27 protein-coding genes are annotated in these 23,531 nt (G+C 68.4%); 10 read left to right on the top strand and 17 right to left on the bottom strand.

All coding sequences use genetic code 11. From position 1 onward, the window contains the following. Positions 1 to 2: 2 nt before the first annotated feature. From AC1RJ9_RS05730 to AC1RJ9_RS05770, 9 genes are all read right to left on the bottom strand, one after another. Positions 3 to 992: a tetratricopeptide repeat protein gene (locus AC1RJ9_RS05730; protein ID WP_492836924.1), complete on the bottom strand. Its 990-nt coding sequence runs from the start codon at positions 990 to 992 to the stop codon at positions 3 to 5. Between the two features lie 175 nt (positions 993 to 1,167). Further along, positions 1,168 to 1,587 carry a DUF4870 family protein gene (locus tag AC1RJ9_RS05735; RefSeq protein ID WP_492836783.1) on the bottom strand — a complete coding sequence of 140 codons (420 nt, stop codon included), beginning with the start codon at positions 1,585 to 1,587 and terminating at the stop codon, positions 1,168 to 1,170. Between the two features lie 4 nt (positions 1,588 to 1,591). Continuing rightward, on the bottom strand, positions 1,592 to 1,966 hold the full coding sequence (locus AC1RJ9_RS05740; RefSeq protein WP_492836784.1) for a DUF4870 family protein: 375 nt from the start codon (positions 1,964 to 1,966) through the stop codon (positions 1,592 to 1,594). A 116-nt stretch (positions 1,967 to 2,082) separates the two neighbouring features. Then, positions 2,083 to 2,634 (bottom strand): hypothetical protein, encoded by a 552-nt coding sequence (locus tag AC1RJ9_RS05745; protein WP_492836785.1) that lies wholly within the window; start codon positions 2,632 to 2,634, stop codon positions 2,083 to 2,085. A 3-nt stretch (positions 2,635 to 2,637) separates the two neighbouring features. Continuing rightward, the gene (folB, locus tag AC1RJ9_RS05750) at positions 2,638 to 3,060 is read right to left on the bottom strand and encodes a dihydroneopterin aldolase (RefSeq protein WP_492836786.1); all 423 of its coding nucleotides are present in this window, start codon (positions 3,058 to 3,060) and stop codon (positions 2,638 to 2,640) included. A 14-nt stretch (positions 3,061 to 3,074) separates the two neighbouring features. Then, entirely contained in the window at positions 3,075 to 3,590 is a 516-nt protein-coding gene (locus AC1RJ9_RS05755) for a 6-pyruvoyl trahydropterin synthase family protein (protein WP_492836787.1), read from the bottom strand. A 190-nt stretch (positions 3,591 to 3,780) separates the two neighbouring features. Continuing rightward, on the bottom strand, positions 3,781 to 4,551 hold the full coding sequence (locus AC1RJ9_RS05760; RefSeq protein WP_492836788.1) for an SDR family oxidoreductase: 771 nt from the start codon (positions 4,549 to 4,551) through the stop codon (positions 3,781 to 3,783). After that, the gene (locus AC1RJ9_RS05765; protein WP_492836789.1) at positions 4,548 to 4,934 is read right to left on the bottom strand and encodes a dihydroneopterin aldolase; all 387 of its coding nucleotides are present in this window, start codon (positions 4,932 to 4,934) and stop codon (positions 4,548 to 4,550) included. The genes AC1RJ9_RS05760 and AC1RJ9_RS05765 overlap by 4 nt, the downstream gene beginning before the upstream one ends. Positions 4,935 to 4,937: 3 nt before the next feature. After that, complete coding sequence (locus AC1RJ9_RS05770) at positions 4,938 to 5,018, bottom strand: hypothetical protein (RefSeq protein WP_492836925.1); 81 nt, start codon at positions 5,016 to 5,018, stop codon at positions 4,938 to 4,940. A 206-nt stretch (positions 5,019 to 5,224) separates the two neighbouring features. On the opposite strand from AC1RJ9_RS05770, the gene AC1RJ9_RS05775 reads away from it, so the two are divergent. Beyond that, positions 5,225 to 5,695, top strand: a complete 471-nt coding sequence (locus tag AC1RJ9_RS05775) for an NUDIX domain-containing protein (RefSeq protein WP_492836790.1) — start codon at positions 5,225 to 5,227, stop codon at positions 5,693 to 5,695. A 106-nt stretch (positions 5,696 to 5,801) separates the two neighbouring features. Then, positions 5,802 to 7,241, top strand: a complete 1,440-nt coding sequence (locus AC1RJ9_RS05780) for an aldehyde dehydrogenase family protein (RefSeq protein ID WP_492836791.1) — start codon at positions 5,802 to 5,804, stop codon at positions 7,239 to 7,241. Between the two features lie 81 nt (positions 7,242 to 7,322). Here the strand turns inward: AC1RJ9_RS05780 and AC1RJ9_RS05785 are convergent, their stop codons facing one another. Then, a complete protein-coding gene (locus AC1RJ9_RS05785) occupies positions 7,323 to 7,970 on the bottom strand; it encodes a hypothetical protein (RefSeq protein WP_492836792.1) in 648 nt (215 codons plus the stop codon). Positions 7,971 to 8,385: 415 nt separating this feature from the next. On the opposite strand from AC1RJ9_RS05785, the gene AC1RJ9_RS05790 reads away from it, so the two are divergent. From AC1RJ9_RS05790 to AC1RJ9_RS05805, 4 genes are all read left to right on the top strand, one after another. Then, on the top strand, positions 8,386 to 8,727 hold the full coding sequence (locus AC1RJ9_RS05790; RefSeq protein WP_492836793.1) for an endonuclease domain-containing protein: 342 nt from the start codon (positions 8,386 to 8,388) through the stop codon (positions 8,725 to 8,727). A gap of 75 nt (positions 8,728 to 8,802) precedes the next feature. Next, positions 8,803 to 8,982: a hypothetical protein gene (locus tag AC1RJ9_RS05795; protein WP_492836794.1), complete on the top strand. Its 180-nt coding sequence runs from the start codon at positions 8,803 to 8,805 to the stop codon at positions 8,980 to 8,982. After that, positions 8,982 to 9,164 carry a DUF3606 domain-containing protein gene (locus AC1RJ9_RS05800; RefSeq protein WP_010918311.1) on the top strand — a complete coding sequence of 61 codons (183 nt, stop codon included), beginning with the start codon at positions 8,982 to 8,984 and terminating at the stop codon, positions 9,162 to 9,164. Before AC1RJ9_RS05795 ends, AC1RJ9_RS05800 begins: the two co-directional genes overlap by 1 nt. 91 nt (positions 9,165 to 9,255) lie before the next feature. Further along, positions 9,256 to 9,468 carry a hypothetical protein gene (locus AC1RJ9_RS05805; RefSeq protein WP_492836795.1) on the top strand — a complete coding sequence of 71 codons (213 nt, stop codon included), beginning with the start codon at positions 9,256 to 9,258 and terminating at the stop codon, positions 9,466 to 9,468. 2 nt (positions 9,469 to 9,470) lie between these two features. Here the strand turns inward: AC1RJ9_RS05805 and AC1RJ9_RS05810 are convergent, their stop codons facing one another. Together AC1RJ9_RS05810 and AC1RJ9_RS05815 are read right to left on the bottom strand one after the other, a co-directional pair. Continuing rightward, positions 9,471 to 9,716: a hypothetical protein gene (locus AC1RJ9_RS05810; RefSeq protein WP_492836796.1), complete on the bottom strand. Its 246-nt coding sequence runs from the start codon at positions 9,714 to 9,716 to the stop codon at positions 9,471 to 9,473. A gap of 167 nt (positions 9,717 to 9,883) precedes the next feature. Further along, positions 9,884 to 10,201: a hypothetical protein gene (locus tag AC1RJ9_RS05815; protein ID WP_492836797.1), complete on the bottom strand. Its 318-nt coding sequence runs from the start codon at positions 10,199 to 10,201 to the stop codon at positions 9,884 to 9,886. 17 nt (positions 10,202 to 10,218) lie between these two features. Here AC1RJ9_RS05815 and AC1RJ9_RS05820 point away from each other — a divergent pair, with 17 nt between their 5' ends. After that, positions 10,219 to 10,485 (top strand): hypothetical protein, encoded by a 267-nt coding sequence (locus AC1RJ9_RS05820; RefSeq protein ID WP_492836798.1) that lies wholly within the window; start codon positions 10,219 to 10,221, stop codon positions 10,483 to 10,485. Positions 10,486 to 10,573: 88 nt separating this feature from the next. Continuing rightward, the gene (locus AC1RJ9_RS05825) at positions 10,574 to 12,454 is read left to right on the top strand and encodes an AMP-binding protein (protein ID WP_492836799.1); all 1,881 of its coding nucleotides are present in this window, start codon (positions 10,574 to 10,576) and stop codon (positions 12,452 to 12,454) included. A gap of 4 nt (positions 12,455 to 12,458) precedes the next feature. On the opposite strand, the gene AC1RJ9_RS05830 is transcribed toward AC1RJ9_RS05825, so the two are convergent. After that, complete coding sequence (locus tag AC1RJ9_RS05830) at positions 12,459 to 14,876, bottom strand: M28 family metallopeptidase (protein ID WP_492836800.1); 2,418 nt, start codon at positions 14,874 to 14,876, stop codon at positions 12,459 to 12,461. Between the two features lie 191 nt (positions 14,877 to 15,067). Further along, on the bottom strand, positions 15,068 to 17,494 hold the full coding sequence (locus AC1RJ9_RS05835) for a TonB-dependent receptor (RefSeq protein WP_492836801.1): 2,427 nt from the start codon (positions 17,492 to 17,494) through the stop codon (positions 15,068 to 15,070). A 249-nt stretch (positions 17,495 to 17,743) separates the two neighbouring features. Between AC1RJ9_RS05835 and AC1RJ9_RS05840 the strand changes: the two genes are divergently transcribed. Together AC1RJ9_RS05840 and AC1RJ9_RS05845 are read left to right on the top strand one after the other, a co-directional pair. Next, complete coding sequence (locus tag AC1RJ9_RS05840; RefSeq protein ID WP_492836802.1) at positions 17,744 to 19,192, top strand: protein adenylyltransferase SelO; 1,449 nt, start codon at positions 17,744 to 17,746, stop codon at positions 19,190 to 19,192. Between the two features lie 92 nt (positions 19,193 to 19,284). Further along, positions 19,285 to 19,410 carry a hypothetical protein gene (locus tag AC1RJ9_RS05845; RefSeq protein WP_099581400.1) on the top strand — a complete coding sequence of 42 codons (126 nt, stop codon included), beginning with the start codon at positions 19,285 to 19,287 and terminating at the stop codon, positions 19,408 to 19,410. On the opposite strand, the gene AC1RJ9_RS05850 is transcribed toward AC1RJ9_RS05845, so the two are convergent. The 3 genes from AC1RJ9_RS05850 to AC1RJ9_RS05860 all read right to left on the bottom strand — a co-directional run bounded on the left by AC1RJ9_RS05850 (position 19,407) and on the right by AC1RJ9_RS05860 (position 23,429). Further along, complete coding sequence (locus AC1RJ9_RS05850; RefSeq protein ID WP_492836803.1) at positions 19,407 to 20,180, bottom strand: polysaccharide deacetylase family protein; 774 nt, start codon at positions 20,178 to 20,180, stop codon at positions 19,407 to 19,409. The genes AC1RJ9_RS05845 and AC1RJ9_RS05850 overlap by 4 nt on opposite strands. 14 nt (positions 20,181 to 20,194) lie before the next feature. After that, positions 20,195 to 21,034, bottom strand: coding sequence for a glycosyltransferase family 2 protein (locus AC1RJ9_RS05855; RefSeq protein WP_492836804.1), 840 nt, complete (start codon positions 21,032 to 21,034; stop codon positions 20,195 to 20,197). 139 nt (positions 21,035 to 21,173) lie between these two features. Further along, a complete protein-coding gene (locus tag AC1RJ9_RS05860) occupies positions 21,174 to 23,429 on the bottom strand; it encodes a TonB-dependent receptor (RefSeq protein ID WP_492836805.1) in 2,256 nt (751 codons plus the stop codon). Between the last annotated feature and the right edge of the window lie 102 nt (positions 23,430 to 23,531).

Below are 23,531 nucleotides of genomic sequence, written 5' to 3' on the forward strand. Positions count from 1 at the left end.
ACTCAGCTCGAGATCTTGGCTTCAAGCTCGTTCAGGCGCGCGCGCGTCGCCGCCAGGTCCGGTCCGAACCGCGCCGGGTCGGCGGCGGCGAGGCGGCCGGCGATGTCGTAGCTTTCGCGGTAGAGATCCAGGGCTCGCATGCGGTGGCCCCGGTCCTCGCGCAGGTCGGCCAGGCGCTCCAGGTTCACCGACAAGGCCCGCTGAGCGCCCGTGTCACCGGCCTCGCGGCCGCCGCGCGAGCGGCGCAGGGCCAGGGCTTCCTCGAAGGCGGCGAGGGCGGCGTCCAGGCGGCCCTCGGCCTCGGCCACGTCGCCGACGCCCGACAGCGAACCGGCCAGCAGCTCGGCGCTCTCGTCATTGCCGTGCGTCTGGCGCACCTGGCGAGCGTAGGAAACCGAAGTGTCATAGGCCTCGGCGGCGTCGTCCATCTGGCCCTGGGCGCGGGCGAAGTCGCCGAGATCGCGATAGACGATCGCCAGCTCCTCGTCGGTGCGGGCGGTGGTCTTCATCGCCGACAGGGTGCGCGCGGCCTCGTGCCAGGACTCACCGTGGCTGAGCGAGACCAGGCGCGCGCGCAGTTCGGCGAAGGTCGCGGGCCTTGGCGGCGGGGCCGGTTGAGGAGTCGGCGTGGCGACGGGCGCGGCCACTGTCATGACCGGCGGAGCCACAGGTTGGGGATGAGATTGCAGCGGGGCCACAACGGGCTCCGGAGCCGACGAGGCGGCTGCCGGCTGGGCTCGCGGCTCCCCCAGCTCCAGGCCAAAGGCCATCGGCGCGGCGCGCTTCTTCGGTTTGCGGCGGGGAAGCAGGGCGGCGACGATGAGCGCCCCGCCCACCATCGCCGCCGCCACACCGACGGCGGGCCGATGCGGCTCGAACGGTCCGAGATCGAGATTCGTGGCCCAATTCCCCAGCGAGCCCCAACCCGCCACCACGTATCCCGACGTCGCCAGGATCAGCCCCAAGATGATCCCAACCAGTCGCGCCAGCATCACGTCCCCCCAGACGTTCACCCAAGACGGGCGCCAACCCCGAAAAACGGGGCGTCCCAGCCGCCAGGCCGCACAGGTCATCCGATGGCCCCGCTTCCGTCGAGCCGTCTCAACTGGCAGGGGAAGCGGGGCGAGCGGATGGCTCTTCAGCGGGCGCCCGGCGGGAACGGCGCCTCTAAATCAGCCACGCGCGCGGGCGCGGATATGCCTCGCCGCGCGACAGATAGTAGATCCCGACAACGCAGCGGGCCACGAACCACAGGCCGACCGCCCCCAGAATGAGGCCGCCGGCGATGATCATCGGCAGGCCGACCAGCACGATCAGCATCGGGATGCCGAAGAAGATCAGCGCGCCGCCGATCAGGAACCAGGCGATCGACAGCCAGAAGGTCCGGATGGCGAAGGTGTAGTGGCTCTCGTTGATCGGCCCGGCGGCGTCGCGGTTCGCATAGGCGACGATCAGGCCGATGATCCAGGTCAGGCCGTTGGTGAAGCCCAGCAGATAGAGGCCGTAGACGACGGCCGGCAGGACCTTGTCCTCTTCGGCCCGCGAATCGATGGGGTCGGGGGTGGTGACGGCGGTGGTGTCGGTCATGGTCTTACAGCATCCAGTTCTTGGGCGTGGGATAGGGTTGGCCCTTCAGCAGGTTCGACAGACCCACGACGCCGCGCACGACCAGCCAGACGCCGATGGCGGGCAGCAGGAAGACGCCGATCCCGACCGGGGTCAGCAGCAGGGCGACGACGCTGAAGCCGAGCGCCAGCCAGAAGGTGCGGATCTGGAACTCGTAGTGGCTGGCCAGCCACTCGGGCGCGTCCTTGCGGCTGATATAGGCGATGATCGCGCCGATCAGGCTGGTGAGGCCGCCGGTCACGCCGCCGGCGATGTGCAGGGCGTAGACGACGCCGGGCAGGGTCTTGTCGTCCTGCAGACGCGGCGGGACGGCGGGGTCGATGGCGGTGGGGTCGGACACGAGCTTGAGCCTAGAAGAACGTCGTTGGCCCAATCGTCGCGCCGATCGCGGCGGGATGCAAATGAAGGTGGCGTCATGAAGGCGACGTAACCCGGATGCTCCCCCGCATCACGGTCTCAAGGCAGAAGATCGCTCGGCGGGTCGTGGGGATCGAACGGCGTCCCTCGGTTCAGCCAGGGCAGGACGGCGAACATCAGGATCAGCACGAAGCTCATCCGCGCGGCCATGTCGACGCCGACCGAGGCCATGCCCGCCGTGAGCGAGAACAGCAGCATCGCCGCCGCGCCGAAGGCGGTCAGGCCCATCACCCAGGTCAGGGCGGCGCGCGCCTCGAACCGCGCCAGGCCGAAGCGGGCGCGGGGCGCCAGATCCGCGCCGACGGCGGCGATGGCGCGGGCCAGGGTCGAGAAGCTGGAGAGCCGGTCCTCGAACTGACCGGGTCCGACATAGCTCTGCGAGGCGATGCTCAGGCGGCGCCGGCCGAAGGTCAGCAGTAGGCCGCGCCGCCGGCCGCCGGTCTTGTCGACAGCCAGGCTGTAGCGGGTCAGGCTGGACAGCGGAAAGCGGCGCTCGACCTTGCCGCGCGTTTCCACCAGCGCGCCGGCTTCCAGGGTCCAGACCGTCTCGGGCTGGAAGGGGGCCAGTCGGGCGCAGTGGGTGATCGCCATGGACTAGGACCGGACGGCGGTGATCTCGACGCCGGCGGCGGCCGCGTGCGGGGCCAGGGCCAGGGGCTTTTCGACCCGCACCCGCGCGCGGGTGACGCGCGGATCGGTGAAACAGGCCTGGGCCAGGCGCTCGGCGAAGGTCTCCACCAGGTCGATATGGCCCTCGGCGGCGATGGCGCGGGCGGCCTCGCCGATGGTCTCGTAGTTGACCGTGTCGCCCAGGCGCTCGCAGTGGCTGGCGGCCACGTCGAGTTCGACATCGACGACCAGCGGCTGCATGCGACCGTGCTCGTGGTCATAGACGCCGATCTCGGCGTCGACCTTCAGGCCACGGACGAAGACCTTGGTGACGATGATCCGCGCCAAGGGGGCGTCGGTCGGAGCGTCGGCGGGCGCGGTGTCGGCGAGGGAAGCGGGAGCGGCCATTCGATCCGGTTTCGCTAGAAGTCGTTGATGCTGTTGTCCGCGCGCAGGCACCACTGACCGGGCGCCCAACCGGCGAGGCCGGCCATGTCCGTGGCGTCCAGGCCGACCGCGTTGGTCGGGGTTTCCTGGATCCTGAGGGACTCTAGCGTGAACAGGCCGTCGATGGCGAGGAAAGCCTTGGCCTTCAGCGCCATGGCGATGGCCAGGGCCTCGGTGGTCGGGTCGCCGTCGAAGGTCATGACCCGCGCCAGGGTCTCGGGCTCGTGCTCGCGGAAGAAGCCGATCAGCGGGTCGGCCAGATTGGCCTGGAACGCGTGGTCCACGGCGCTGTCGATCCAGCCGTGCCAGGCGCGCTTGGCCCGCTCGAACGAGGCCGACATGTTCGAGCCGCCCAGGTCCAGCCGCGTGGCCGGGCGCAGGCGGATGAACACGTACTCGTCGTGGCCGTGCGGGGTCTTGCACTTGGACGACGGTTCGCTCAACAGCCGGTGGGCCATGGAGTACCGGCGATTGAATTCGAGGCTAAGCATCTGGAATACCTGGACCGGCTGCGCTGGGTTGGCCAAGCGCGGCGCGGAACGCGTCAAATGTGGAAGGGCGGTTCGGCGAAACGACGGTGACGAATAGTCGAGCGCTTCAGAGAGGCCGCGCCCTTATCATGAACAGCAGGTGCAGCGCAAAATATAGTTGCGCGGCGGCCATTCGCCAGACCTCAGTCCGCTAGACGTCTGGATCGTAGGCCACGTCCCGCGCCCGGCCCAGCAGGCTCTCGCCGCCGTCGACGGTCAGGGTCTGGCCCGAGAAGGCCGGGGTGTCGACGATGAACAGCAGGGCGCGCGCCAGGTCGGCCGGAGTGCTGCTGACGCCCGACGGGGTGGCGCGGGCGGCGCGGACATAATCGTCGTGCGTCTGCTTGCCCGAGGGCAGGGTGACGCCCGGCGACAGGCCGCAGACCCGCACCTTCGGGGCCAGGGCCTGGGCCAGCACCGGCGTCAGGGCGGCCAGGCCCAGCTTGCCGGCGGTGTAGGAGAAGTAGTCGGGATTGGGCCGCAGCACCTTCTGGTCCAGCACGTTCACCACCAGGCCGGTCTCGGCCTCGCCCAGGGCCGTGGCGAAGGCGTGGATCAGGAAGACCGGCGCGGTCAGGTTGGTGGCGATATGCCGGTCCCAGCGCTCCGCCGTCAGGGTCTCGAAGGTGTCGTACTCGAACAGCGAAGCGTTGTTGACCAGCAGGTCCAGCCGGCCGAACCGCGCCCGGACAGCGGCGACCAGGGCCTGGCCCGCGGCGGGAGTCGACAGATCGGCCTGAAACAGCGCCACGGCATGGCCGTCGGCGGTCAGGGCGTCGGCCAGCGCCTGGGCGTCCTCGGCGGAGTGGCGATAGTGCAGGGCGACCGCATAGCCCGCCTCGGCCAGCGCCCGCGCCAGGACGGCGCCGATGCGCCGCGCCGCGCCAGTGACCAGGGCGACTTTTGGCGGGGCGGTCGTCAAGCTGGCCGGACCTTGAACCACTCGACGCCGGCCGCGCGGGTTTCCGGGAAGATCTCCGGCTTGACGACGCGGACCCAGCAGGCGTCGACCAGCGGGTCGAGGAAGGCCGCGTCGACGGCCTCCTGCAGCAGGGTTTCCAGCAGGTCGACATGGTCGCGACCCTGCCAGCCGACGATCAGGGCGCGCAGCGGATCATAGTCGATATAGGTCCCCGGACCGGTGAACTCGGTCCGGGAATACAGCCGCGCGCTGACGCGCAGCCGGTTGGGGCGCTCGGGATGGCGCTCCCACGGGTGCAGCCCGCAACGGACCAGAACCTCGACGCCTTCCAGCACCGCAACCTGGTGCGGCGCGGCGGTCTGCCAGTCGAAGGGGCCCGTCATCGCCTAGTCGATGCGGCCGAACTCGAAGAAGTTCAGGCCGAGGATGACAGCCAGGAAAATGGCGATGACACCGATCGCGATCATGGCGCGGCTCCGGAAAGAGAAAAACAAAGGTCGAGCCGGCTTTAGCCTCCGGCGCCGCTGACCGCAAGGGTGGGGCCGCCCTCGTCCTTCGACGGGGCTCTGGATGAGGGCTGCTTTTGAGCCGCTCAGTAGGAAACCTCATCCTGAGCTTGTCGAAGGACGAGGTTTTCGGTCCCTCGGGGTCGGCGATATGGCTACAAGGATTCATGCTCTGGCGCCGTCGCATCGAACCCTTCACCCGCCCGCTGGTCTACGCCTTCTTCCGCGTGACCCGGGGACTGACCCTGGGCGTGCGGGCGGTGGTCACCAATGACGCCGGCAAGGTCCTGCTGATCCAGCACACCTATATCAAGGGCTGGTACCTGCCCGGCGGCGGGGTCGAGCGGGGCGAGACGGCGGAGATCGCCGTGGCCCGCGAGCTTCAGGAGGAGGCGGGCGTGCGCGCCCTGTCGCGGCCGCGCCTGGTCTCGGCCCACAGCAACGAGGCGCTGCACCGCGGCGACCACGTGCTGCTCTACCGTATCGAGACCTGGGAGCCCTGCGCCTCGGACGCCGAGGGCGAGATCCACGCGGTCGGCTGGTTCGATCCGGACGACCTTCCGGAGGAGACGACCAAGGCCACGCGGCGGCGGATCGCCGAGGCGCTGGGTGGGGCGGAAGCAGATGTGATGTGGTGAGGGCTAGCCACCTGAACGCCGATCACATTAAATGCTTGTTTGAAACCGCCCGCCGCCTCTCCAACTAGAGCGGGCTATCCAAACCATCCAAGGGCAGGAGAACGGCATGCGCGAGTACACCAAGTTCTATATCGATGGCGCCTGGGTCGATCCGGCCGCCCCGAAGACGCTGGACGTCATCAACCCGGCCAACGAAGAGGTCGCCGGCGTGATCTCGATGGGCTCGGAGGTCGATGTCGACCGCGCCGTCCGCGCCGCCCGCAAGGCGTTCGACAGCTGGTCCCAGACCAGCCGCGAAGAGCGCATCGACGTGCTCGAGCGCATCATCGCCGAATATCAGAAGCGCTTCGAGGACATGGCGAAAGCCATCACCGAGGAGATGGGCGCTCCCGCCTGGCTGGCCCAGCGCGCCCAGGCCGCCATGGGCATCGGCCACGTCCAGACCGCGGTCGCCGTGCTCAAGGACTACAAGTTCGAGGAAGACCGGGGCACGACCCGGATCGTCAAGGAGCCGATCGGCGTCTGCGCCTTCATCACGCCGTGGAACTGGCCGGTGAACCAGATCGCCTGCAAGGTCGCCCCGGCCCTGGCCACCGGCTGCACCATGGTGCTGAAGCCGTCGGAGATCGCGCCGTTCAGCGCCTATATCTGGACCGAGATCCTGCACGCCGCCGGCGTGCCGCACGGCGTCTTCAACCTGGTCAATGGCGACGGCCCCACGGTCGGCGCGGCCCTGTCCAGCCATCCGGAAGTCGACATGGTCTCGTTCACCGGCTCGACCCGGGCCGGCATCGAGGTGGCCAAGAACGCCGCCCCGACCGTCAAGCGCGTCCACCAGGAGCTGGGCGGCAAGAGCCCCAACATCATCCTCGACGACGCCGACTTCGCCCGCGCGGTGGGCGGCGGCGTGGCCTCGATGATGATGAATTCGGGCCAGTCGTGCAACGCCCCGACCCGGATGCTGGTGCCGGGCAAGCGCATGGACGAGGTCATCGCCATCGCCAAGGCCGCCGCCGAGAGCCACACGGTCGGCGACCCGAACGGCAACCACAAGATGGGCCCGGTGGTCTCCGAGACGCAGTGGAACAAGATCCAGGGCCTGATCCAGAAGGGCATCGACGAGGGCGCCACCCTGGTCACCGGCGGCGTCGGTCGTCCGGAAGGCCTGGACAAGGGCTACTATGTGAAGCCGACCGTCTTCGCCAATGTGAAGCCCGACATGACGATCTCCAAGGAAGAGATCTTCGGCCCGGTGCTGTCGATCCTCGGTTACGACACGGTGGATGAAGCCGTCACCGTCGGCAACGACACCGAGTATGGCCTGGCGGCCTATGTCTCGGGCGGCGACCTGGAGACGGTGCGCAAGGTGGCCAGCAAGCTCCGCGCCGGCCAGGTGAACCTCAACGGCGCCGGCCCCGACCTGATGGCCCCGTTCGGCGGCTACAAGATGAGCGGCAACGGTCGCGAGTGGGGGGATCACGCCTTCGGGGAGTTCCTGGAGACCAAGGCGATCCTCGGGTACTCGGCGAAGGCGGCGGCGGAGTAGGTTTGTACTGAGCTAGGTGAATTTGGAGAGGGCGGAGCCGGGAGGTTCCGCCTTTTTTCCGCGAATTTGTTAAGGGGTACACTACCTCATGTTCAGATATTGGCGAGATTGTTCGACTGAAATCCTATGAGATTCTTCAACCGCCGCCCATTCCTCGTACAAATTCGCGATGGCCTTGGTTATGTGACTACGAGCCTGAGTAAGAATAGCCTCTAGAGCTTTGCCATCTTCGTCTGCCTCGTGGGTTACCGTTTTGCCTACTCGCCGAGTGGCCATTTCAGCGGTGTGGAGATTGGTGACTACCGCAGTTAGCTCAAGCGTTGCGCGGGCGTTCGCAAAAAGGTAGCTCGGAAATCCGCGCAATAATGCCTGAACATCGACAAGTGTCGCGACAATTGGCTCGATATCGTGCGCCCAGCGTTTCCGTTCTTCAGTGTTTCGAGCATGCTCAATAAGCGGGGTTAGTGAGCCTTCGGCTCTAACGATGAGCCCAATGGCGCTCGACCAAATTCCTGCTAAGGCTTTGTGTTGATCTTCCAGCGCATGAGCGCGAATTCTATTTGCGGCCTTGCGATTTTCGCGGATTTGAAAGACGCCAAGTAGCCCGGTGCCCAGAATGGCGGCTATTGAACCGAATGCTTGAACCCAAGCGGCGGCGTCCTTGCCTGTAAAAAGTAGCCAAAAAGCTTGATACGTAAGCGTTGGAATAAGAGCGACTGCGATCAGCAAGCCAGCGCATACCCAGATTAGCCAGTTGAGCGCTCGCACCTGTATCCCCCTTGCTCTGATCCACCCCTGCTGGATCAGCGCCCACCTTACATCTCTTGGAGGCTGCAGCGTGCCGGACTGACCAGGTCAGTCAAGGACCGCTCTCCGAGCGGCCGCGCCGCGGCGACGCGGAGCGTCGTCCTTGAGTGACCTGGACAGTCCGGCGATCGTCTCGCCGTGAGATGTAAGGCTGGCGCCCTTCCTGGGAGGAAGGTCTTTTCAGATCGAGCAGGATGCCCACCGGAAACCCTCTTCCATAGGGAGAGGGCGGGGCCCGCCGCCGGAGGCGGTGGGAGGGTGAGGGGTTTCACCGTCAACCGGAAAATCCTGATTCCTTCTGTTGAGCGCACTCAAGGGCCGAGTTCATGCTCCCGCCATGGACACGACCGCCAACGCCCGTCGCCTCCGCCAGGACCAGACCCTGGCGGAGAAGGCGCTCTGGACCCTCGTTCGCAACCGCCGCGTGGGTGGATTCAAGTTCAAGCGGCAGGTCCCGATCGACCGCTACTTCGCGGACTTCGTCTGCGAGCAGGCGAAGGTGATCGTGGAGCTGGACGGGGCGGCGCACGAGGGGAGGGAAGACTACGATGAGCGAAGAACCGCAGTGTTGGAGCTGTACGGGTATGTGGTGCTGAGATTCCGCAACGAGCGGGTGCTGACTGATCCTGGTGGGGTGGCGGATGAGGTCCTAGCCGTGCTCCGGTCAGACAGGATGTAACCCCTCACCCTCCCACCGCTTCGCGGTGGGCCCCTCCCTCTCCCTATGGAAGAGGGATTCAGTTACCCTCCGCCCATGACCACCGACACGCCGCCCCCCGAAGCGCCTCTCGACGAAACCCCCATGCAGCGCGCCCTGCGCCTCAAGCAGGCCGCGCTCGACGCCCGGCCCAAGGCGCCGCGCGGCGGGAAGTTTCAGCGACAGCAGTCCGCGCGCATCGCGGCGGGCGACTCCAAACCCTGGATGAAGAAATAATGGCCGGACTCAAGGACAAGCGCGGGTTCATCGACAAGGACCGCCTGGATCTCACCGAACGCCAGGCCGTCGAGTACTGGATGAAGCGCTGGGGCGTCACTCGTGACCAGATCACCGCCGCCCACCGCAAGGTCGGCCGGATGACCAAGGACATCGCCGCCGAGCTCGGGAAAAAGCGCTGAGCAGGGAGGCGTTACGTCACATGCCCGGCCGTGGTCGCCACTGTCATCGTTTGCACGTCTTGTGTGAGTCGAAACGAGCGGAGCGACCGGCATGGCGGGCGTGGACGTTGGTGGCGTAGAACTCGAATTTCCCTGTCCGCATTGCGGCGGTCACGCGCACGCGACCATCAAGGTCGTGCGCGTGCTGCCGGTGCTGGATTGCCCAGCGTGCGGCGGGCGTTTCGGCGTCGATCTGGAGACGTTCAGCGCCCAGGTGACGCGGGCCGAGGCGGCGGCCAAGCCCGCGCGACGCGGGCGGCGCTGACTCTAGCGGGCGTTGGCCGCGCCGCCGGCGTCGTCGCGTGAGACGGCCCGCAGCAGGTGGTTGCGGCCCTGGGGCGTGATCTCCCAGCCCCCGCCGCCGCGACGCGCCAGGCCCAGCTGGGTCAGGGCCTGGGCGGCGCTGATGTTGACGAAGTTGGAGTCCTGGCCCGGCTGGCGTTCGGCCAGGCTCCGCAAGGCGTTGAGCTGGCTGTCGGACAGGGTGTCGCTGACGGGGGGATCCTGGGTCATGTCGTTCCGATGCATCGGTGATCGAAGCCGCCGATCGGCCGGGGAACCCGGGCGCCTGGGGAAGCCGCCAGGTCGACATGAACCTCGTCAGCATACCACGTTTCGACCGGGGAGGCGCGCGTCTTCTGAATCTCGACGGAAAGCCAAGGGGCGGTCCGGAGGATATTTCAAGATTTCCGTCTGTTTTCGCGAGAGTTTCGGCGGCTGAAATATTTTGGACAATCAAGAAAATCGTCGGGTTCCAATCGCGAACGATTAATTCCCCGGAGGGTTCGATTTTGTGTTAATCTTCTGAAATGCGAGAAATTACCAATCGAGCCGTTCTCACTGTCGCCCGACATGAGGGCGCGTGGAGCGTCGAGCTGGCGGGCGAGCATTTTGGCCAATCCGCCGACAAGGAAGTCGCCAAGGCCGCCGCGCATCGCCGCGCGCGGAGCCTGCAGGACTCCGGCCAGGCCTGCCAGATCCGCATCACCGGAGAACACGGTTTCGGAGGTCGCCCGTGAGCAAGAGCCCCGCGCCCAAGCCGCCGCCGCAGGCCCCGTCGGTCCTGTTCCGTCGCGAGATCGAGGCGGCCATCGCCGCCGGCGCCTCGGCCAAGAAGATGACCCTGCGGCTGACCTTGAATGACGGCCGTCGCCTGCGTCGCGACGACACCGTGCCGCTGGAGCAGATCAGCTATCGCGGCGGCGAGATGCACTTCCTGGGCGTCCGCGTCCTGGAAGGCGGCGTCGCCGTCAGCGCCCTGGACCAGTCCGCCGGGGCCTGAGGCTTCCCCAAACGGCAACCTTGCCGCGCGTCCGCTTTCCGTTACCGTTGTTTGCAAAAGAACAACGATAATCTGAGGGAGTGAGACCATGACGCCGCCGGACGGCGCGTCGCCCTCGCGCGACGTCTCCGAGGTTCCGTTCAAGCCGCTGGCCATGAAGGGGCCCGACGTCAGCGTCGAGCGGCGGCCGGACGGCTCGATCGTCATCACCTCGAACCACCCGCCGGGCGAGGGTCCGCGCTCGATCGCCCACCTGATCGCGCAAAGGGCCGCCGAGCATCCGGATCGGCCCTACATCAAGCAGCGCGAGCCCGGCCATGGTCCCTGGCGCGAGGTCACCTACGGCCAGGCCCAGCGGGCGGTCGAGGGCGTCGCCCAGTTTCTATTGGCGGGAGGCGGGTTGCTGGATCGCGGCCTGACCCACGCCGACAGCGTCATGATCCTGTCGGGCAATTCGATCGAGCACGCTCTGATGACCCTGGGCGCCTATGCCGCCGGCGTCCCGGCCGCGCCGATCAGCCCGGCCTACAGCCTGATCTCGACCGACCACGCCAAGCTGAAGCACTGCTTCGAGAAGGTCGCCCCCCGCGTCGTCTTCGCCCAGAGCGGGGCGATGTTCGCCAAGGCGCTGGAGACCCTGAAGGCCATCGACCCGACCCTCGTGGTGATCACGGCCGACGGGAGCGCGGGAACGATCGCCTTCGCCGAGGTCGCCGGGACGACGCCGACCGCGGCTGTCGCGGCGTCCCGCGAAACGCTCGGTCCGGCGACCGTGGCCAAGTACCTGTTCACCTCGGGCTCCACCGGCCTGCCCAAGGCCGTGCCCCAGACCCACGGCATGATGGCGGGCGTGATCGCCGGCCAGGAGGGCCTGCGCACCGATGCGCTCACCGATGAGGTCCCCCAGAGCCTGGAGTGGATGCCCTGGAGCCACATCTCGGCCGGCAATATCGGCTTCAACAGCGTGCTGTGGGCCGGCGGCACGCTGCACATCGACGAGGGCAAGCCGCTGCCGGGCCTGTTCGAGACGACGATCAAGAACCTCTACGAGGTCTCGCCGATCGTGTTCGGCTCGGCCCCGATCGCCTTTTCGATGCTGGCCGAGGCGATGGAGAGTGATCCGGCCCTGCGCCGCTCCTTCTTCAAGAACCTGCGCTACATGGGCTATGGCGGCGCGACCCTGTCCAACGACGTCTATGACCGCATCCAGGCCCTGGCCGTGGCCGAGACGGGGCAGCGGATCCCGCTGACGACCATGTATGGCGCGACCGAGACGCAAGGCGTCACCGTCACCCACTGGATCACCGAGCGGGTCGGCCTGGTCGGCTTGCCGCTGCCGGGCATCGCCCTGAAGCTGGCCCCCAACGGCTCCAAGTACGAGGTCCGGGTCAAGGGGGCGACGGTGGCGGCCGGCTACCACAAGGATCCGGAGCGCACGGCGGCGGCCTTCGACGAGGAGGGCTTCTACAAGCTGGGCGACGCGGCGCGCTTCGTCGATCCGGACGACCCGGCCAAGGGCCTGGTGTTCGACGGCCGGGTGACCGAGGACTTCAAGCTGGACAGCGGCACCTGGGTCAGCGTCGGCGTGCTGCGCCCCGACCTGGTGGCGGCCTGCAGCCCCTATATCCACGACGCGGTGATCACCGGCCAGGACAAGCCGTTCATCGGCGCCATGCTGTGGCCCTCGCCGGCGGGCCTTCAGGCGTTGGTCGCCGATCCGGGGCCGGGGACGCCGCTGGAGAAGCTTGTGGCGATCGTGCGGGAACGAATTGCGGCCTTCAACGCGGCGGCGGGCGGCTCGTCGCGGCGGATCGGTCGCTTCACCCTCCTGACCGAACCGCCCTCGATCGACGCCGGCGAGATCACCGACAAGGGCTATGTCAACCAGCGCTGCGCCCTGGACCGGCGGGCCGAGCGGGTGGAGGCGCTGTACGCCAAGCAGCCCGGCGAGGGCGTGTTCGCCGTTTAGCGCGTCACCAGCTCATCCCGCCGCGCACCAGCACGGCGGTCTTGTCCGACATGCCGATGGCCATCAGGTCGGCCGGCTTGGCGGGCGGGGCCTTGGCCAGGGCGGGCCAGCCGTCGTGATACTCCAGCGCCGCGACCTCGACCTTGCCGGCGCCCTGGGTGGTGAAGCTCAGGGTGACGCCGTTCGGGTCGGGGGCGTGATAGGTCAGGGCCGACCACTGGCCGGCTTCGGTCTTCAGCGTGATCGGTCGACCATTGAGGCGCGGCGAGGCCAGCGCGCCGCTGGGCCGCAGGCGCAGGGTGACCATCTCGGCCCCCGGCGCGGGGATCAGCCGGACCAGCAGGCGGTCCTCGGCGCGATCGACGGTCAACTGCGGCGCCTCGACCGGCACGGCGCGGGTCTCGGACATCCAGACGGGCTTGCGCCAGAACGGGGCCAGCGGCTGCTGCTTGGCGGCCGAACCGCCATCGTCGGGCAGGACGGCCTTGGTCCAGGCGTCGAGGCGCGCGGCCTCGGTCAGCCGCCAGGCCTTGCCGGTCGACAGATCGGCGACGTGCAGGGCCTGGGTCACGGCCGGGCGGCCGGGCTCGCCGCCGAGGCGGGCGGCGTTGGCGATCAGGGCGATGCCGGCCAGGGCGAGCACGCCGGCGGCGCGCCAGGCCCAGCGCGTGGCCGCGAAGTCGTGGGCCAGGGGCGACAGGGCCGGCGCGGCCAGCATGGCGAACAGGGCCAGGACCGCCGGCTCCATCATGCCGACACCGGCGAAGGTCCAGGAACCCCAGGCGGTCAGCTGGGCCGTCGACAGCACGGCCAGGAGGCCGACGGCGCAAGTGAGCGCGAGCGCCACCCGCCGGTCGCGCGTCCCACCGACGCCGATGATCAGGGCCGCGCCCAGGGCGGCGACCAGCAGCGGCCAGGTCAGCATCACCGTCGCGCCGGGGGCCAGGATCTGAGCGGCCGTGGCCAGCACCAGCAGCACGATCATCCCGCCGATCCAGGCGCCCAGGACGTCGGTCTTGAAGCCCAGGGACAGGGCGGCCAGCACGCAGGCGGCGACGCCCAAGCCGAGGCCGATGGGATCGAAGCCGCCGACCAGGCTGCACGCCCCGCCCAGGGCCAGGGCGACGGCGCAGGGGATGATCCGGCGCGCGCCCCGCGCCTGGGCGGTGGCGACGCCCAGGCCGACCGCCACGGCCAGCAGGCCGCAGCCCCACAACAGCATGTCGAAGCGGGTCAGGACGCCGTAGTAGCGCTGCACGTCCGTGATCATCAGCAGCCGGCCGGCCAGGTGCAGCACCGTGGCGATGCTGGTGGCGGTGAGCAGCAGGCCGGCCACCCCCCGGGCGATCTCCCAGCCGCTGGCGGCGCCGAGGCTGAGCGTGCGCCAGGCGGTGAAGACGATCAGGCCCGCGGCGAGGACCAGCAGCCCCCAGCCGACGGTCGGCGGATAGCTGATCAGGAACAGGCCCAGCACGTCCGAATAGATCGCGTTCGGAGCCTTGGCCGGCAGGGTCGGGGCGTCGGCCAGGGCGCGGATAGTTGGCAGCGCCTGGTCGCCGATATGCTGCAGGCTGCCGCGCTCCAGGTGGTCGGGCCTGGCCAGCGGCGTGTGATAGGCCAGCTGGTCGTCGATGAAGGCCAGGTTCAGCCCCGGCAGGCCCTTCTTCACCGCGTGGGTGAAGTCGGTGTCGTTGGGCATCTTCTCGTAGACCGTCGAGGCCAGGGAGTTGGCCGACGGACCCTTGGCCTGACGGGCGAAGACGCTCATCAGGGCGCCGTTGCCGGGGCCGGTCTGGAACATGGCCGCGCGGCCGGCGTCGCCCCGGGCTTCCATGTTCACCACCAGGCCCACGCGCTCCAGGGTCGGGTCGCGGTTGAAGAAGGCGTCGGCGCCCAGCAGGCCCGCTTCCTCGGCGTCGGTGAACAGGAAGATGACGTCGCGGGCGTGGGGGCCGTCGGCCTTCAGGGCGCGGGCGATCTCCAGCGCGGCGGCCACGCCCGTGGCGTCGTCGGCGGCGCCGGGCGAATTGTGAACCGAGTCATAGTGGCTCATCACCAGGATCGCCGGCAGGCTGGGATCCTTGCCGGGCAGGACGCCGATCACGTTCTGGACGGCGGCCACGGTCAGCGCGCGGCCGGTGTCGGACTTGGTCCAGAAGCCCTCGCCGGACCGGATCGAGACTTGCAGCCCCAGCTCCGCGATCCGCTCCCGCAGATGGTCGCGGACCTTGGCGATCTCGGCCGAGCCGGTGGGGTGGGGCTTCTGCGCGATGGTCGTGACGTCGGCCATGGCGCGGTCGGCGGAGAAGGCCGTGGCCGGGGCGTTGGCGGGTACGGGCGCGGGGGTTCTCTGGCTCCACGCGCCCAGCGCCAGGCCGATGGCCAGGCAGATCCAGAACCCGAGGAAGCGGATCGTCTTCATGGGCGCGGCTCCGGCGTTGAACGAATCCCCCGAAGGCCATGCTGGGGTGATGCGCGGCGATCGAAAACCCCTTCGCCTACGGAAAAAGAAAAGGGCGACCCGGTCGCCCGGATCGCCCTTCCCCTCTTCCGAAAGCCGGCGGAGGCTCGAGGCCGCCGCCGGTTCCCCCTCCCGGCTAGAACTCTGGCTGGTTAGAACCTGGCCTTCAGGGTCACGCCGTAGGTGCGCGGCGCGCCGAGGAAGGCGTCGTAGGTGCCCGATTGCAGCGGGCCGTCGTAACCGACCTGATAGTACTTCTTGTTGGTCAGGTTCTGGGCCCAGGCGTCGACCGTCCAGAGGCCGGTCTGGCTGCCGATGCCGATGCGGCCGTTCATCACCGTCATCTTCGGCTGGACCTTCTGCGGGGCCAGGTCCGAACCGGTGTTGTAGCTGGAGCTGTACTTGGCGCTCAGGTTGGCGTGGAACAGCAGCGACGAACCCAGGTCATGCTCGTAGCTGGCCGCCAGCGAGCCCGACCACAGCGGGGCGAACGACAGGCGGGCGTCGGACAGGCGCGGCGAGACCCCGGTCGGCGCGATGAACGGGCCGTACTCGGTCTCGGCGTAGGTGACGCCGCCCTGCAGGCTGAGGCCGCGGATCGGCGTGAACCACAGCAGGTCGGTGTCGACGCCGAACGATTCCACCTTCGGGATCGAGGTGACGATGTAGCTGACGCCGGTGAAGGTGTTCAGCTGGAAGCCGTCATACGACTGGTGGAAGAAGGCCGAGTTCACCGACAGGCGGCGGTTCAGCCAGCTGGTCTTGAAGCCGACCTCGATCGACTCGACCGTTTCCGGCGCGAAGCCGGTGTCGGGGTTCGGCGCGCCCAGGCCGATGCGCGAGCGGTCGAGGTTGAAGCCGCCGGCCTTGTAGCCCTTGGCCCAGGACACATACGACATGATGTCGTCGGTGACCTTGGCCGAGACCTTGAAGGTGCCGGTCCATTCCTTCTCGTTGCGCTTCTGCTTGGAGCTGTAGTTGTTGAAGCCCGGATCGGTCCACGGCAGGCAGAGGTTGCCGATCACGGTCGCGGCGTTGGCGGCGCCGACGATGCCGACGATCGTCCCGGTGCGGCCCAGGGCGGCGGCGCAGCCGTTGTTGCCCGGCAGGTTGGTGTACTGCGTCGCCAGGGTCTTCAGTTCATGCGTATGGCGCAGGCCGATCGTCAGGTCGATCCGATCGGTCAGGTGGTAGGTGTCGTTGGTGAAGAACGACAGGCTCTTGGAGTTCTGCGCGTAGGCGTCGAGCGAGCCGGAGTTCGCCGTGTAGGAGGTGCCGGGCGCGCGGCCGGTCAGCGCCGACACGAAGGTGGGGCTGGCGCCGCCCGAAAGCAGCAGGCCCAGATAGGTCTCGTAGGCCGAGCCGTAGCGGAACGGCGTCAACTGATCGAGGTCCTCGTCGGCGTAGAAGGCGCCGATCAGCCATTCGCCCTTTTCGGCGCGGCCGGCAAAGCGCAGTTCCTGGCTGAACTGCTTGAAGCGCGTGCGCCACTGGTCGCCGTTGCGGTAGGCGACGTCGGCGGTCGAGAAGTCGACGTCCTGGCCGTTGTTGGTCGTCCACTCACGCGCCGCGGTGATCGAGGTCAGGGTCGCGCCGCCCAGCCACGGCGTGGTCCATTCGCCTTCCAGCGAAACGCCCTTGTCCTCGATCTGCTGATCGGTCGGGCGGTTGGCGTAGGAAATGCGGTCGAAGGGCTTGGCCGGAATGGACACGCCCGAGTCGGCCGACAGGGCGTCGAGGATGGGGCCGGTCGCGCCGGTCACGATCTGCACGCCCACGCAGCAGCGTTCGTCACGCTTGGTGTAGTCGCCGATGAAGCGGAACTTCAGCTCGTCGGTCGGGGTCGCCAGAAGCTGGCCGCGGATGGTGTAGAAGTCCTGGTTGGCGTCGTCGGTGGCCGTGCGCGGACCCGCGCCGGTCTTGATGGTGTAGAAGCCGTCGCGCTCGCGCTTGGCGGCGAACAGGCGGCCGGCCAGCTTGTCGGCGATGATCGGACCGGTCACGGCGACCGAACCGCCCTTGGAGCCGTAGTTGCCGAAGGTCGCCTCGGCCTCGGCGCCGAATTCGAACTCGGGCGCCTTGGTCAGGACGTTGATGACGCCGGCCGAGGTGTTCTTGCCGAACAGGGTGCCTTGCGGACCCTTCAGCACTTCGACCCGCTCCATTTCGCCCAGGTCGTTGAAGGCCACGCCGTTACGCGGGCGATAGACGCCGTCGATGACGACGCTGACCGAGGATTCCAGGCCGGGGTTGTCGCCGACCGTGCCCACGCCGCGGATGCGGACGGTGGTGTTGGTCTCGTTCGACGTCGACGCCACGTTCAGGCCGGGGGTCAGGATCTGCAGATCCTTGATGTCCTTGACGCCAGCGCCTTCCAGCTGCTTGGCGCTGACCGCGGTCACCACGATCGGCACGTCCTGCAGGTTCTGCTCGCGCTTCTGGGCCGTGACGACGATGCTGTCGACGGTGGGGATCTCGTTCTGGGCTGGGGCGGCCTGCTGGGCCTGGACGGCGCCCGCGCCCATGCCGGCGAGGACAACAGCGGACGCAGTGCCGCAAAGCACCTGGGTGAAGCGCATTTCCTACCTCTCGGTTGTCGGCCGACAGCGCTTGCCCGCCCCCGGCTCGTTTTTTTTGTTGTTCCGTCGAACGATTGTTCGAATGGATAGCCAAGGGTTAGGCGCCACAGGCGCGCTCGGCAAGCAAAATCCCTTGTCGCGACTAGGTTCGAGCGATTCCTGTTGCCGGGAAGCGACAGCATTGGCCGGCCGTCATCGAAATTCGAAAGAGGCTTGCGCGCGGGGCGGGCGGGTCTCATCTGGCCACTCATGAGCCTCTCGCCCGCCTACCGTCCCGATCCGCGACTCCAGACCTTGGGGCGCGATTTCGCCGATCCCGTCGAGGCGGCCGACTTTCCACAAACGATCCTGCGATTCCGCAACCAGAGGGCGGCGGCCAGCGTCGGGCTGGACGGCCTGACCGACGTCGACTGGGTCCGCCACTTCGGCCGCTTCGCGCCGTTGTCGGACAACCAGCCCGTCCCGCTGGCCATGCGCTATCACGGCCACCAGTTCCGCGTTTACAATCCCGACCTCGGCGACGGCCGTGGCTTCCTGTTCGCCCAGCTTCGCGAACGGGGAACGGATCGTCTGCTGGACCTCGCCACCAAGGGTTCGGGCCAGACGCCGTGGTCGCGGGCCGGCGATGGCCGTCTGACCCTGAAGGGCGGGGTGCGCGAGATCCTGGCCGCGACGATGCTGGAGGCTCTGGGCGTTCCGACCTCGCGCGCCTTCTCGCTGGTCGAGACCGGCGAAGCCCTGACGCGCGGCGACGAGCCCAGCCCGGCCCGCTCGGCGGTGCTGACCCGGCTGTCGCACAGCCATATCCGCTTCGGGACCTTCCAGCGCCTGGCCTATTTCGACCAGCGCGACCTGATCGTCCAGTTGGTGGATCACGTGGTCGAGACCTATTTCCCGCATCTGGCCGACGCGCCCGACCGGGCGGCGGCGCTGATGGGGGAGACGGTGAGCGCCAGCGCCAGGCTGCTGTCGCGCTGGATGACGGCGGGCTTCGTGCACGGGGTGCTGAACACCGACAACATGGTCGTGACGGGCGAGAGCTTCGACTACGGCCCCTGGCGGTTTCTGCCCCGCAACGATCCGAACTTCACGGCCGCCTACTTCGACCACCAGGGGCTCTACAGCTTTGGCCGCCAGCCCGAGGCGGTGTTCTGGAACCTGCAGCAGCTGGCCGCCTGCCTGACCCTGGTCGCCGACCAGGCCGGGCTGCTGGCGGCGCTGAACGGCTTCTCCGACGCCTATCGTCTGGCCCTGCGCGGCGCGATGCTGGACCGCTTGGCCGTGAAGAGCCGCGACCCGGACGATGATGTCGAACTGGTCAACAGCGCGTTCCGGGCCTTGGCCGAAGGGGGCGACGCCTTGCGCTGGGAGCCGTTCTTCTTCGACTGGTTCGGCGGGGCGGCGTCCGAGGCGCGGGCGCTGGGCGGTCCGCGCGCCGACCTCTACCGCACGGAGACGTTCGAGACGTTCCGTCGCCGGCTGGCCGCCTTCGAGCCCGATCGGCCCGAGCGCCTGGCCGATCCCGTATTCCAGCGTCCGGAGCCGGAGGAGCTGATCATCGAGGAGGTCGAGGCCCTGTGGGCGCCGATCGCGCAGAGCGATGACTGGGGTCCGCTTACCGAGAAACTTGGCCGGATCGAGGCCGCCCGCGTGGCCTACGCCCTTGGACCGAACGGCGCTAAAAACACCGCACCCTGAGTTTTTTCATTCGGACGCGGAACAACCGTCAAGTTTCCGTCTTACAGTTCCGGCACAGTGCCCAAGACGAACGCCCGCGTGGAGATTCCAAGATGCGCATCTTCCAACCGATCATGCTGGTCTGCGCCGTGGCCATGTCCTTCGTGGGGGCCCTCGGCATCCCGGGCTGCGCCCGCGCCATCGGCGAGTGCCTGCGCGACCGCCCCGAGCTGGCTTAAGCGCTGAGCGCTTCGGACTGGACGGCGGCTTCGCCCGTCAGCTGACGGCGCGCCGTGACGGGGAACGTCGCCAGGAAGCGCTCCAGGAACAGCCAGGTCGCCTTGTCATGATCCAGGTGGTGGGTCAGCAGGCCGATCGGCTCGTTCCATTGACCCGTCTTGCGCCGCTGGCTCATCAGCCGTCGCATCCGTGACAGGAAGCGCCAGGTTCCGCGGAACCGGCCGCCGCCTTTCCAGCGCAGCACGTCCAGGTGGGCGTCGAGGCGCGTGACGCCGTCGCGTACGCCGCTGGTCTGGTCGAAGCCTGACACCACCGCGATCGACGAGTCGGGCAAGGCCTCCAGAAGCCGAGGCCTGATATTGTTCCATGGCGGCACGAACAGCGTCGGCGTCACGCCCGCGCGATGGAAGAGCGCGACGGTGGCGCGCAACTGGGCCCGCACCCAGTCGACGTCGTCGCTGTCGACGATCTCGCCGGAGCCCTGGCCTTCCGGCTGGCGGTTGACGTGCTTGAAGCCGTGGACGGCGAGCTCGACGTGCGGCTCGGTCTCGAGGCGGCGCACCAGCAGCGACAGGCTGGGCCCGGCGATGGCCGCCAGGGTCAGCGGGGCGGCGTGACGGCGCGACAGGGCTAGCAGCCGCTCCAGCCCGTCGGTCGCCACGCGGGCGTCGTCATCGCGCCACCACAGGACCGGCGCATGGCCGGCCTTGGTCCAGAGCGCGAGCTCGGGCCCCAGGACCAGACGGAAGGCGAGCGGCGGTCGGGACATACTGGCGCTGAGCGTTACTGGCCGTTGGCCTCGGCGCGGCGCAGCGGCAGCGGGGCGGGGGCGATCACCGGACGCCCGGCCTCGGTCGCCTGGGCGCGTGCGCGCAGGATCTCGCGCGCCCGCAGGTTCGACAGGATCGGATACAGGCCGGCCATCAGCGAGATCAGGAAGCCCAGGTCGCCTTCCTTGTAGCCCTTGCGCGAGACGTAGCACTTGAAGAACCGGCGCAAGCCGCGGAAGGCGTCGTCGCCGAGGCTCGTGATCTTGCCGCTGTCGGCCAGGTCCTGGGCTTTCAGGGCGGTGTAGCGGCCCAGGCGCGCGAACATGTCGGCGATGTCCTCGTCGACCATGTGCTGCAGGGGGTGGGTCAGACGGCCGCCGTAGACCCCCTCGAGCTTGGCGCCCGGATGGACGCGCTCGGTCTTCCACGACTTGACGCCGCGACGGAACAGTCGGGCCGCCGAGGCGGTGCCGAAGGACCCGCCCCAGCCGTGGCGGACCAGTTGTTGACCGACATAGTTGTCGATCGGGATCTGGTACCAGTCGGCGGCGTCGTCGCGCTCGATGGTCTGGCGGATCTCCTCGGCGAAGGCCGGGGTGACGCCTTCGTCGGCGTCCAGTTCAAGGACCCAGTCGCCGGTGCAGCGGGCGATGCCGGCGTGCTTGCGCGGGCCTTCGATCGGGAAGATGCCCGAAACGACCTTGGCGCCGTAGTGGCGGGCGATGGCTTCGGAGCCATCGCTGCAACGGTCGGCGACCACGACGATCTCGTCGCAGAACGACAGGGCCGCCAGACACGCCGGAAGGCGTTGTTCTTCGTTGTGCACGCAGAGCAGGGCCGAAAGCTTGGCCATCACATGTCCTCGACCGAACGACCACGCCCCCGCGGTCGCTTTGATAGTAAGACGCCGCCGTGCGCGACCTCCCCCCGGGGGATGACAAATATGTAAGCTTTGCAACAAACTACCGGCGCGGCCTGGGGCGTCGGGATGACTAGAAGTTGGCCGACAGGGCCAGGCTCCACGTCCTCGGACGCTGCGGCGTCACCTGGCGGACCTGGCCGAAGCTGAACGGGTTGCCGTAGGCGAAGGTGTCGCTGGAGCTGTTCCAGGGATTGCTGACGAACGCGGCCGCGCGCCAGCGGTCGGTCATCACTTGGGCCGACAGCTTGCCGGTGTAGTAGCCGCCCATGGTCGGCGAGAAGCGCGGGTCGAAGGTCAGGCGAGACTCGCCGATATAGCCTGTCTCGGCCGTCAGCATCAGTGTGGCGCCGGCGATGGGGCGCTGATAGGTCACCAGGCTGCCGAACGAGACGTCCGGCACGCCGGGCAGGCTGGCGGTGTTGGTGATGCCATAGCCGGGCGCGATACGGGTCAGCTTCGGCTCGTTGAACAGAGCGTTGGCCTTCAGGGTCAGGCGCGGCGTCGCCTTCCAGCCCGCCTCGATCTCCAGGCCCCGGTTGCGACCGTCGCCGATATTGGCGGTGTAGGACAGGCCTGACGCGAAATACTGGTCGGTCTGGATATCGCGCCAGTCATCATAGAACAGCGCCGCCCGCAGGTTCACCCGGCCGTCGAGCGGACTCAGCGTCGCGCCGACCTCATAGTTGCGCAGATGGTCGGGATGGAACACTCGCCTCGCCTCGGACGGCGTTGTCAGGCCCCCTGAGTTGAAGCCGCCGGCGCGATAGCCCTCCGAGCTCAGGGCGTAGATCATGCCGCCGCGCGCCAAGTCGCGCTGGATCGAGATCTTCGGCGAGAAGCCGTTGAATGAGGCCTCGCGGTCGAGGTCGCGCGACTGGCCTGGCGGCGGCGCCAGGACGTAGGAGCGGGTGTGGACCGTGGTCTTGAACGCCCGCCCACCCAGCGCGACCTTCCAGTCGCCGCCCAGGTCGTAGGTCGCCTCGCCATAGAGGGCGTACTCGTTCAGCCGGTCCTTGCGGTTTTCGTCGTAGAAGCTGCGGGTGACATTGCCCGCGCGGGCGCGCAGATTGGCGTCGCCGTCCTCGATACTGGTGGCCAGGAAGCCGCCGATCATCCAGCGCAGCCGGCCCAGGGCGGGCGCGGTGTAGATCATGTCCTCAACCGCCATGCGCACGCGCGCGGCTTCGTCATAGAAGCCGAGCTCGAGCGCCTCCTTCGAGAACTGCTTGAGCGAGACGGTGGCGTCGTAGCGGCTGGCGTAGCGGTGGGTGACATAGCCGGTCACCGACTCGAACTGGCCCCAGTCGCCCGAGCCGCTAATCTTGACGGAGGTCTGGGACAGGCGGTTGCGGTGGATCTCGCGCATCTGGTTGGCGCGGCGCGGGCCGCCCGGCGTCAGGGTGACGTACTGGGTATCCTTGGACGAGACGCTCTGCAGCGCCGTGCCCAGCTTGATCCGCCAATCCCCGAGGTCCGCGCGCCAAGCCACGCGGCCGCCGCGGCGTAGGGTCCTGTCGACGTTGGACAGGCGCAGATTGACGTCGTCGAGATAGCCGCCGTCGACGTCGTAGTAGGCGACCGCCCTTATCGCGGAGATCTGGCCGAGCGGCGCGTTGATCACGCCCTCGGCGCGATAGCTGTTCGAGCCGGATTCGGTGGTGGCGATGGTCGAGCCGACCGAGGCTGAATAGCGTCCCAGCTCCGGCTGGCGGGTGACGACACGATAGATGCCCGACAGCGAGCCGCCGCCGTAGAGCGCCCCCTGCGGACCGCGCATCACCTCGACCCGAGCGACATCGATCAGCCGCAGGTCCGGGTCGGGGGCGTTGTAGTTGACGGGGATGTCGTCGAGATAGGTGCCGACCGTCGACTGGGTGCGGCCCGTGAAAGTGCCGTCCGACAGACCGCGCAGCAGGATCTTGTTGCGCGCCGCGCCCAGGTTGGTGGTCATGAAGCCGGCCGTCTGGCGGGCCACCGAGCCGGTTTCGCCGACCCCGGTGTCCTGCAGCTGCGGCGAGCCGATGACGCTGACGCCGCCGGCCAGGGCTCCGAGGCGCGGCGAGCGCTTGCCGGCGTTGATGACCAGCGGGGTCAGGGGCGCGATCGGCTCTGGCGCGACGACGGCCGGCCGGCCGGCGACCACGGGGCGCGGCGCCGGCGGGGACGGGCGAGCGACCCAGAAGCGAACCGTGCGGGCGTCGACGAAGCTGTAGGCGCAGCCCTTGCCCAGGCTGACGCGATCCAGGGCCTCGCGCAGGCTGAAGGTTCCGATCAGCGGGACGCCTGGACCCTTGCAGGCTTCGACGCCTCCGATGGTCGTACCCATGCGGACGCCCAGCTCGATCAGGGTTTCGGCGGCGGTGGCCTTGCGGATGTCTAGGCGGACGCGCGATTCCGCCGCGGCGGCTTCATGCGCGCTGGCGCCCAG

It is taken from the genome of Caulobacter sp. GW822-FHT07D08, from assembly GCF_058798735.1.

Coding starts and splice junctions, on each gene's coding strand:
- AC1RJ9_RS05730 (WP_492836924.1), bottom strand. CDS start 992: ATGCTGGCGCGACTGGTTGGGATCATCTTGGGGCTGATCCTGGCGACG.
- AC1RJ9_RS05735 (WP_492836783.1), bottom strand. CDS start 1,587: ATGACCGACACCACCGCCGTCACCACCCCCGACCCCATCGATTCGCGG.
- AC1RJ9_RS05745 (WP_492836785.1), bottom strand. CDS start 2,634: ATGGCGATCACCCACTGCGCCCGACTGGCCCCCTTCCAGCCCGAGACG.
- folB (WP_492836786.1), bottom strand. CDS start 3,060: ATGGCCGCTCCCGCTTCCCTCGCCGACACCGCGCCCGCCGACGCTCCG.
- AC1RJ9_RS05755 (WP_492836787.1), bottom strand. CDS start 3,590: ATGCTTAGCCTCGAATTCAATCGCCGGTACTCCATGGCCCACCGGCTG.
- AC1RJ9_RS05765 (WP_492836789.1), bottom strand. CDS start 4,934: ATGACGGGCCCCTTCGACTGGCAGACCGCCGCGCCGCACCAGGTTGCG.
- AC1RJ9_RS05770 (WP_492836925.1), bottom strand. CDS start 5,018: ATGATCGCGATCGGTGTCATCGCCATTTTCCTGGCTGTCATCCTCGGC.
- AC1RJ9_RS05775 (WP_492836790.1), top strand. CDS start 5,225: ATGCTCTGGCGCCGTCGCATCGAACCCTTCACCCGCCCGCTGGTCTAC.
- AC1RJ9_RS05780 (WP_492836791.1), top strand. CDS start 5,802: ATGCGCGAGTACACCAAGTTCTATATCGATGGCGCCTGGGTCGATCCG.
- AC1RJ9_RS05790 (WP_492836793.1), top strand. CDS start 8,386: ATGGACACGACCGCCAACGCCCGTCGCCTCCGCCAGGACCAGACCCTG.
- AC1RJ9_RS05795 (WP_492836794.1), top strand. CDS start 8,803: ATGACCACCGACACGCCGCCCCCCGAAGCGCCTCTCGACGAAACCCCC.
- AC1RJ9_RS05800 (WP_010918311.1), top strand. CDS start 8,982: ATGGCCGGACTCAAGGACAAGCGCGGGTTCATCGACAAGGACCGCCTG.
- AC1RJ9_RS05805 (WP_492836795.1), top strand. CDS start 9,256: ATGGCGGGCGTGGACGTTGGTGGCGTAGAACTCGAATTTCCCTGTCCG.
- AC1RJ9_RS05810 (WP_492836796.1), bottom strand. CDS start 9,716: ATGACCCAGGATCCCCCCGTCAGCGACACCCTGTCCGACAGCCAGCTC.
- AC1RJ9_RS05825 (WP_492836799.1), top strand. CDS start 10,574: ATGACGCCGCCGGACGGCGCGTCGCCCTCGCGCGACGTCTCCGAGGTT.
- AC1RJ9_RS05830 (WP_492836800.1), bottom strand. CDS start 14,876: ATGAAGACGATCCGCTTCCTCGGGTTCTGGATCTGCCTGGCCATCGGC.
- AC1RJ9_RS05835 (WP_492836801.1), bottom strand. CDS start 17,494: ATGCGCTTCACCCAGGTGCTTTGCGGCACTGCGTCCGCTGTTGTCCTC.
- AC1RJ9_RS05840 (WP_492836802.1), top strand. CDS start 17,744: ATGAGCCTCTCGCCCGCCTACCGTCCCGATCCGCGACTCCAGACCTTG.
- AC1RJ9_RS05845 (WP_099581400.1), top strand. CDS start 19,285: ATGCGCATCTTCCAACCGATCATGCTGGTCTGCGCCGTGGCCATGTCC.
- AC1RJ9_RS05850 (WP_492836803.1), bottom strand. CDS start 20,180: ATGTCCCGACCGCCGCTCGCCTTCCGTCTGGTCCTGGGGCCCGAGCTC.
- AC1RJ9_RS05855 (WP_492836804.1), bottom strand. CDS start 21,034: ATGGCCAAGCTTTCGGCCCTGCTCTGCGTGCACAACGAAGAACAACGC.
- AC1RJ9_RS05860 (WP_492836805.1), bottom strand. CDS start 23,429: ATGGGTACGACCATCGGAGGCGTCGAAGCCTGCAAGGGTCCAGGCGTC.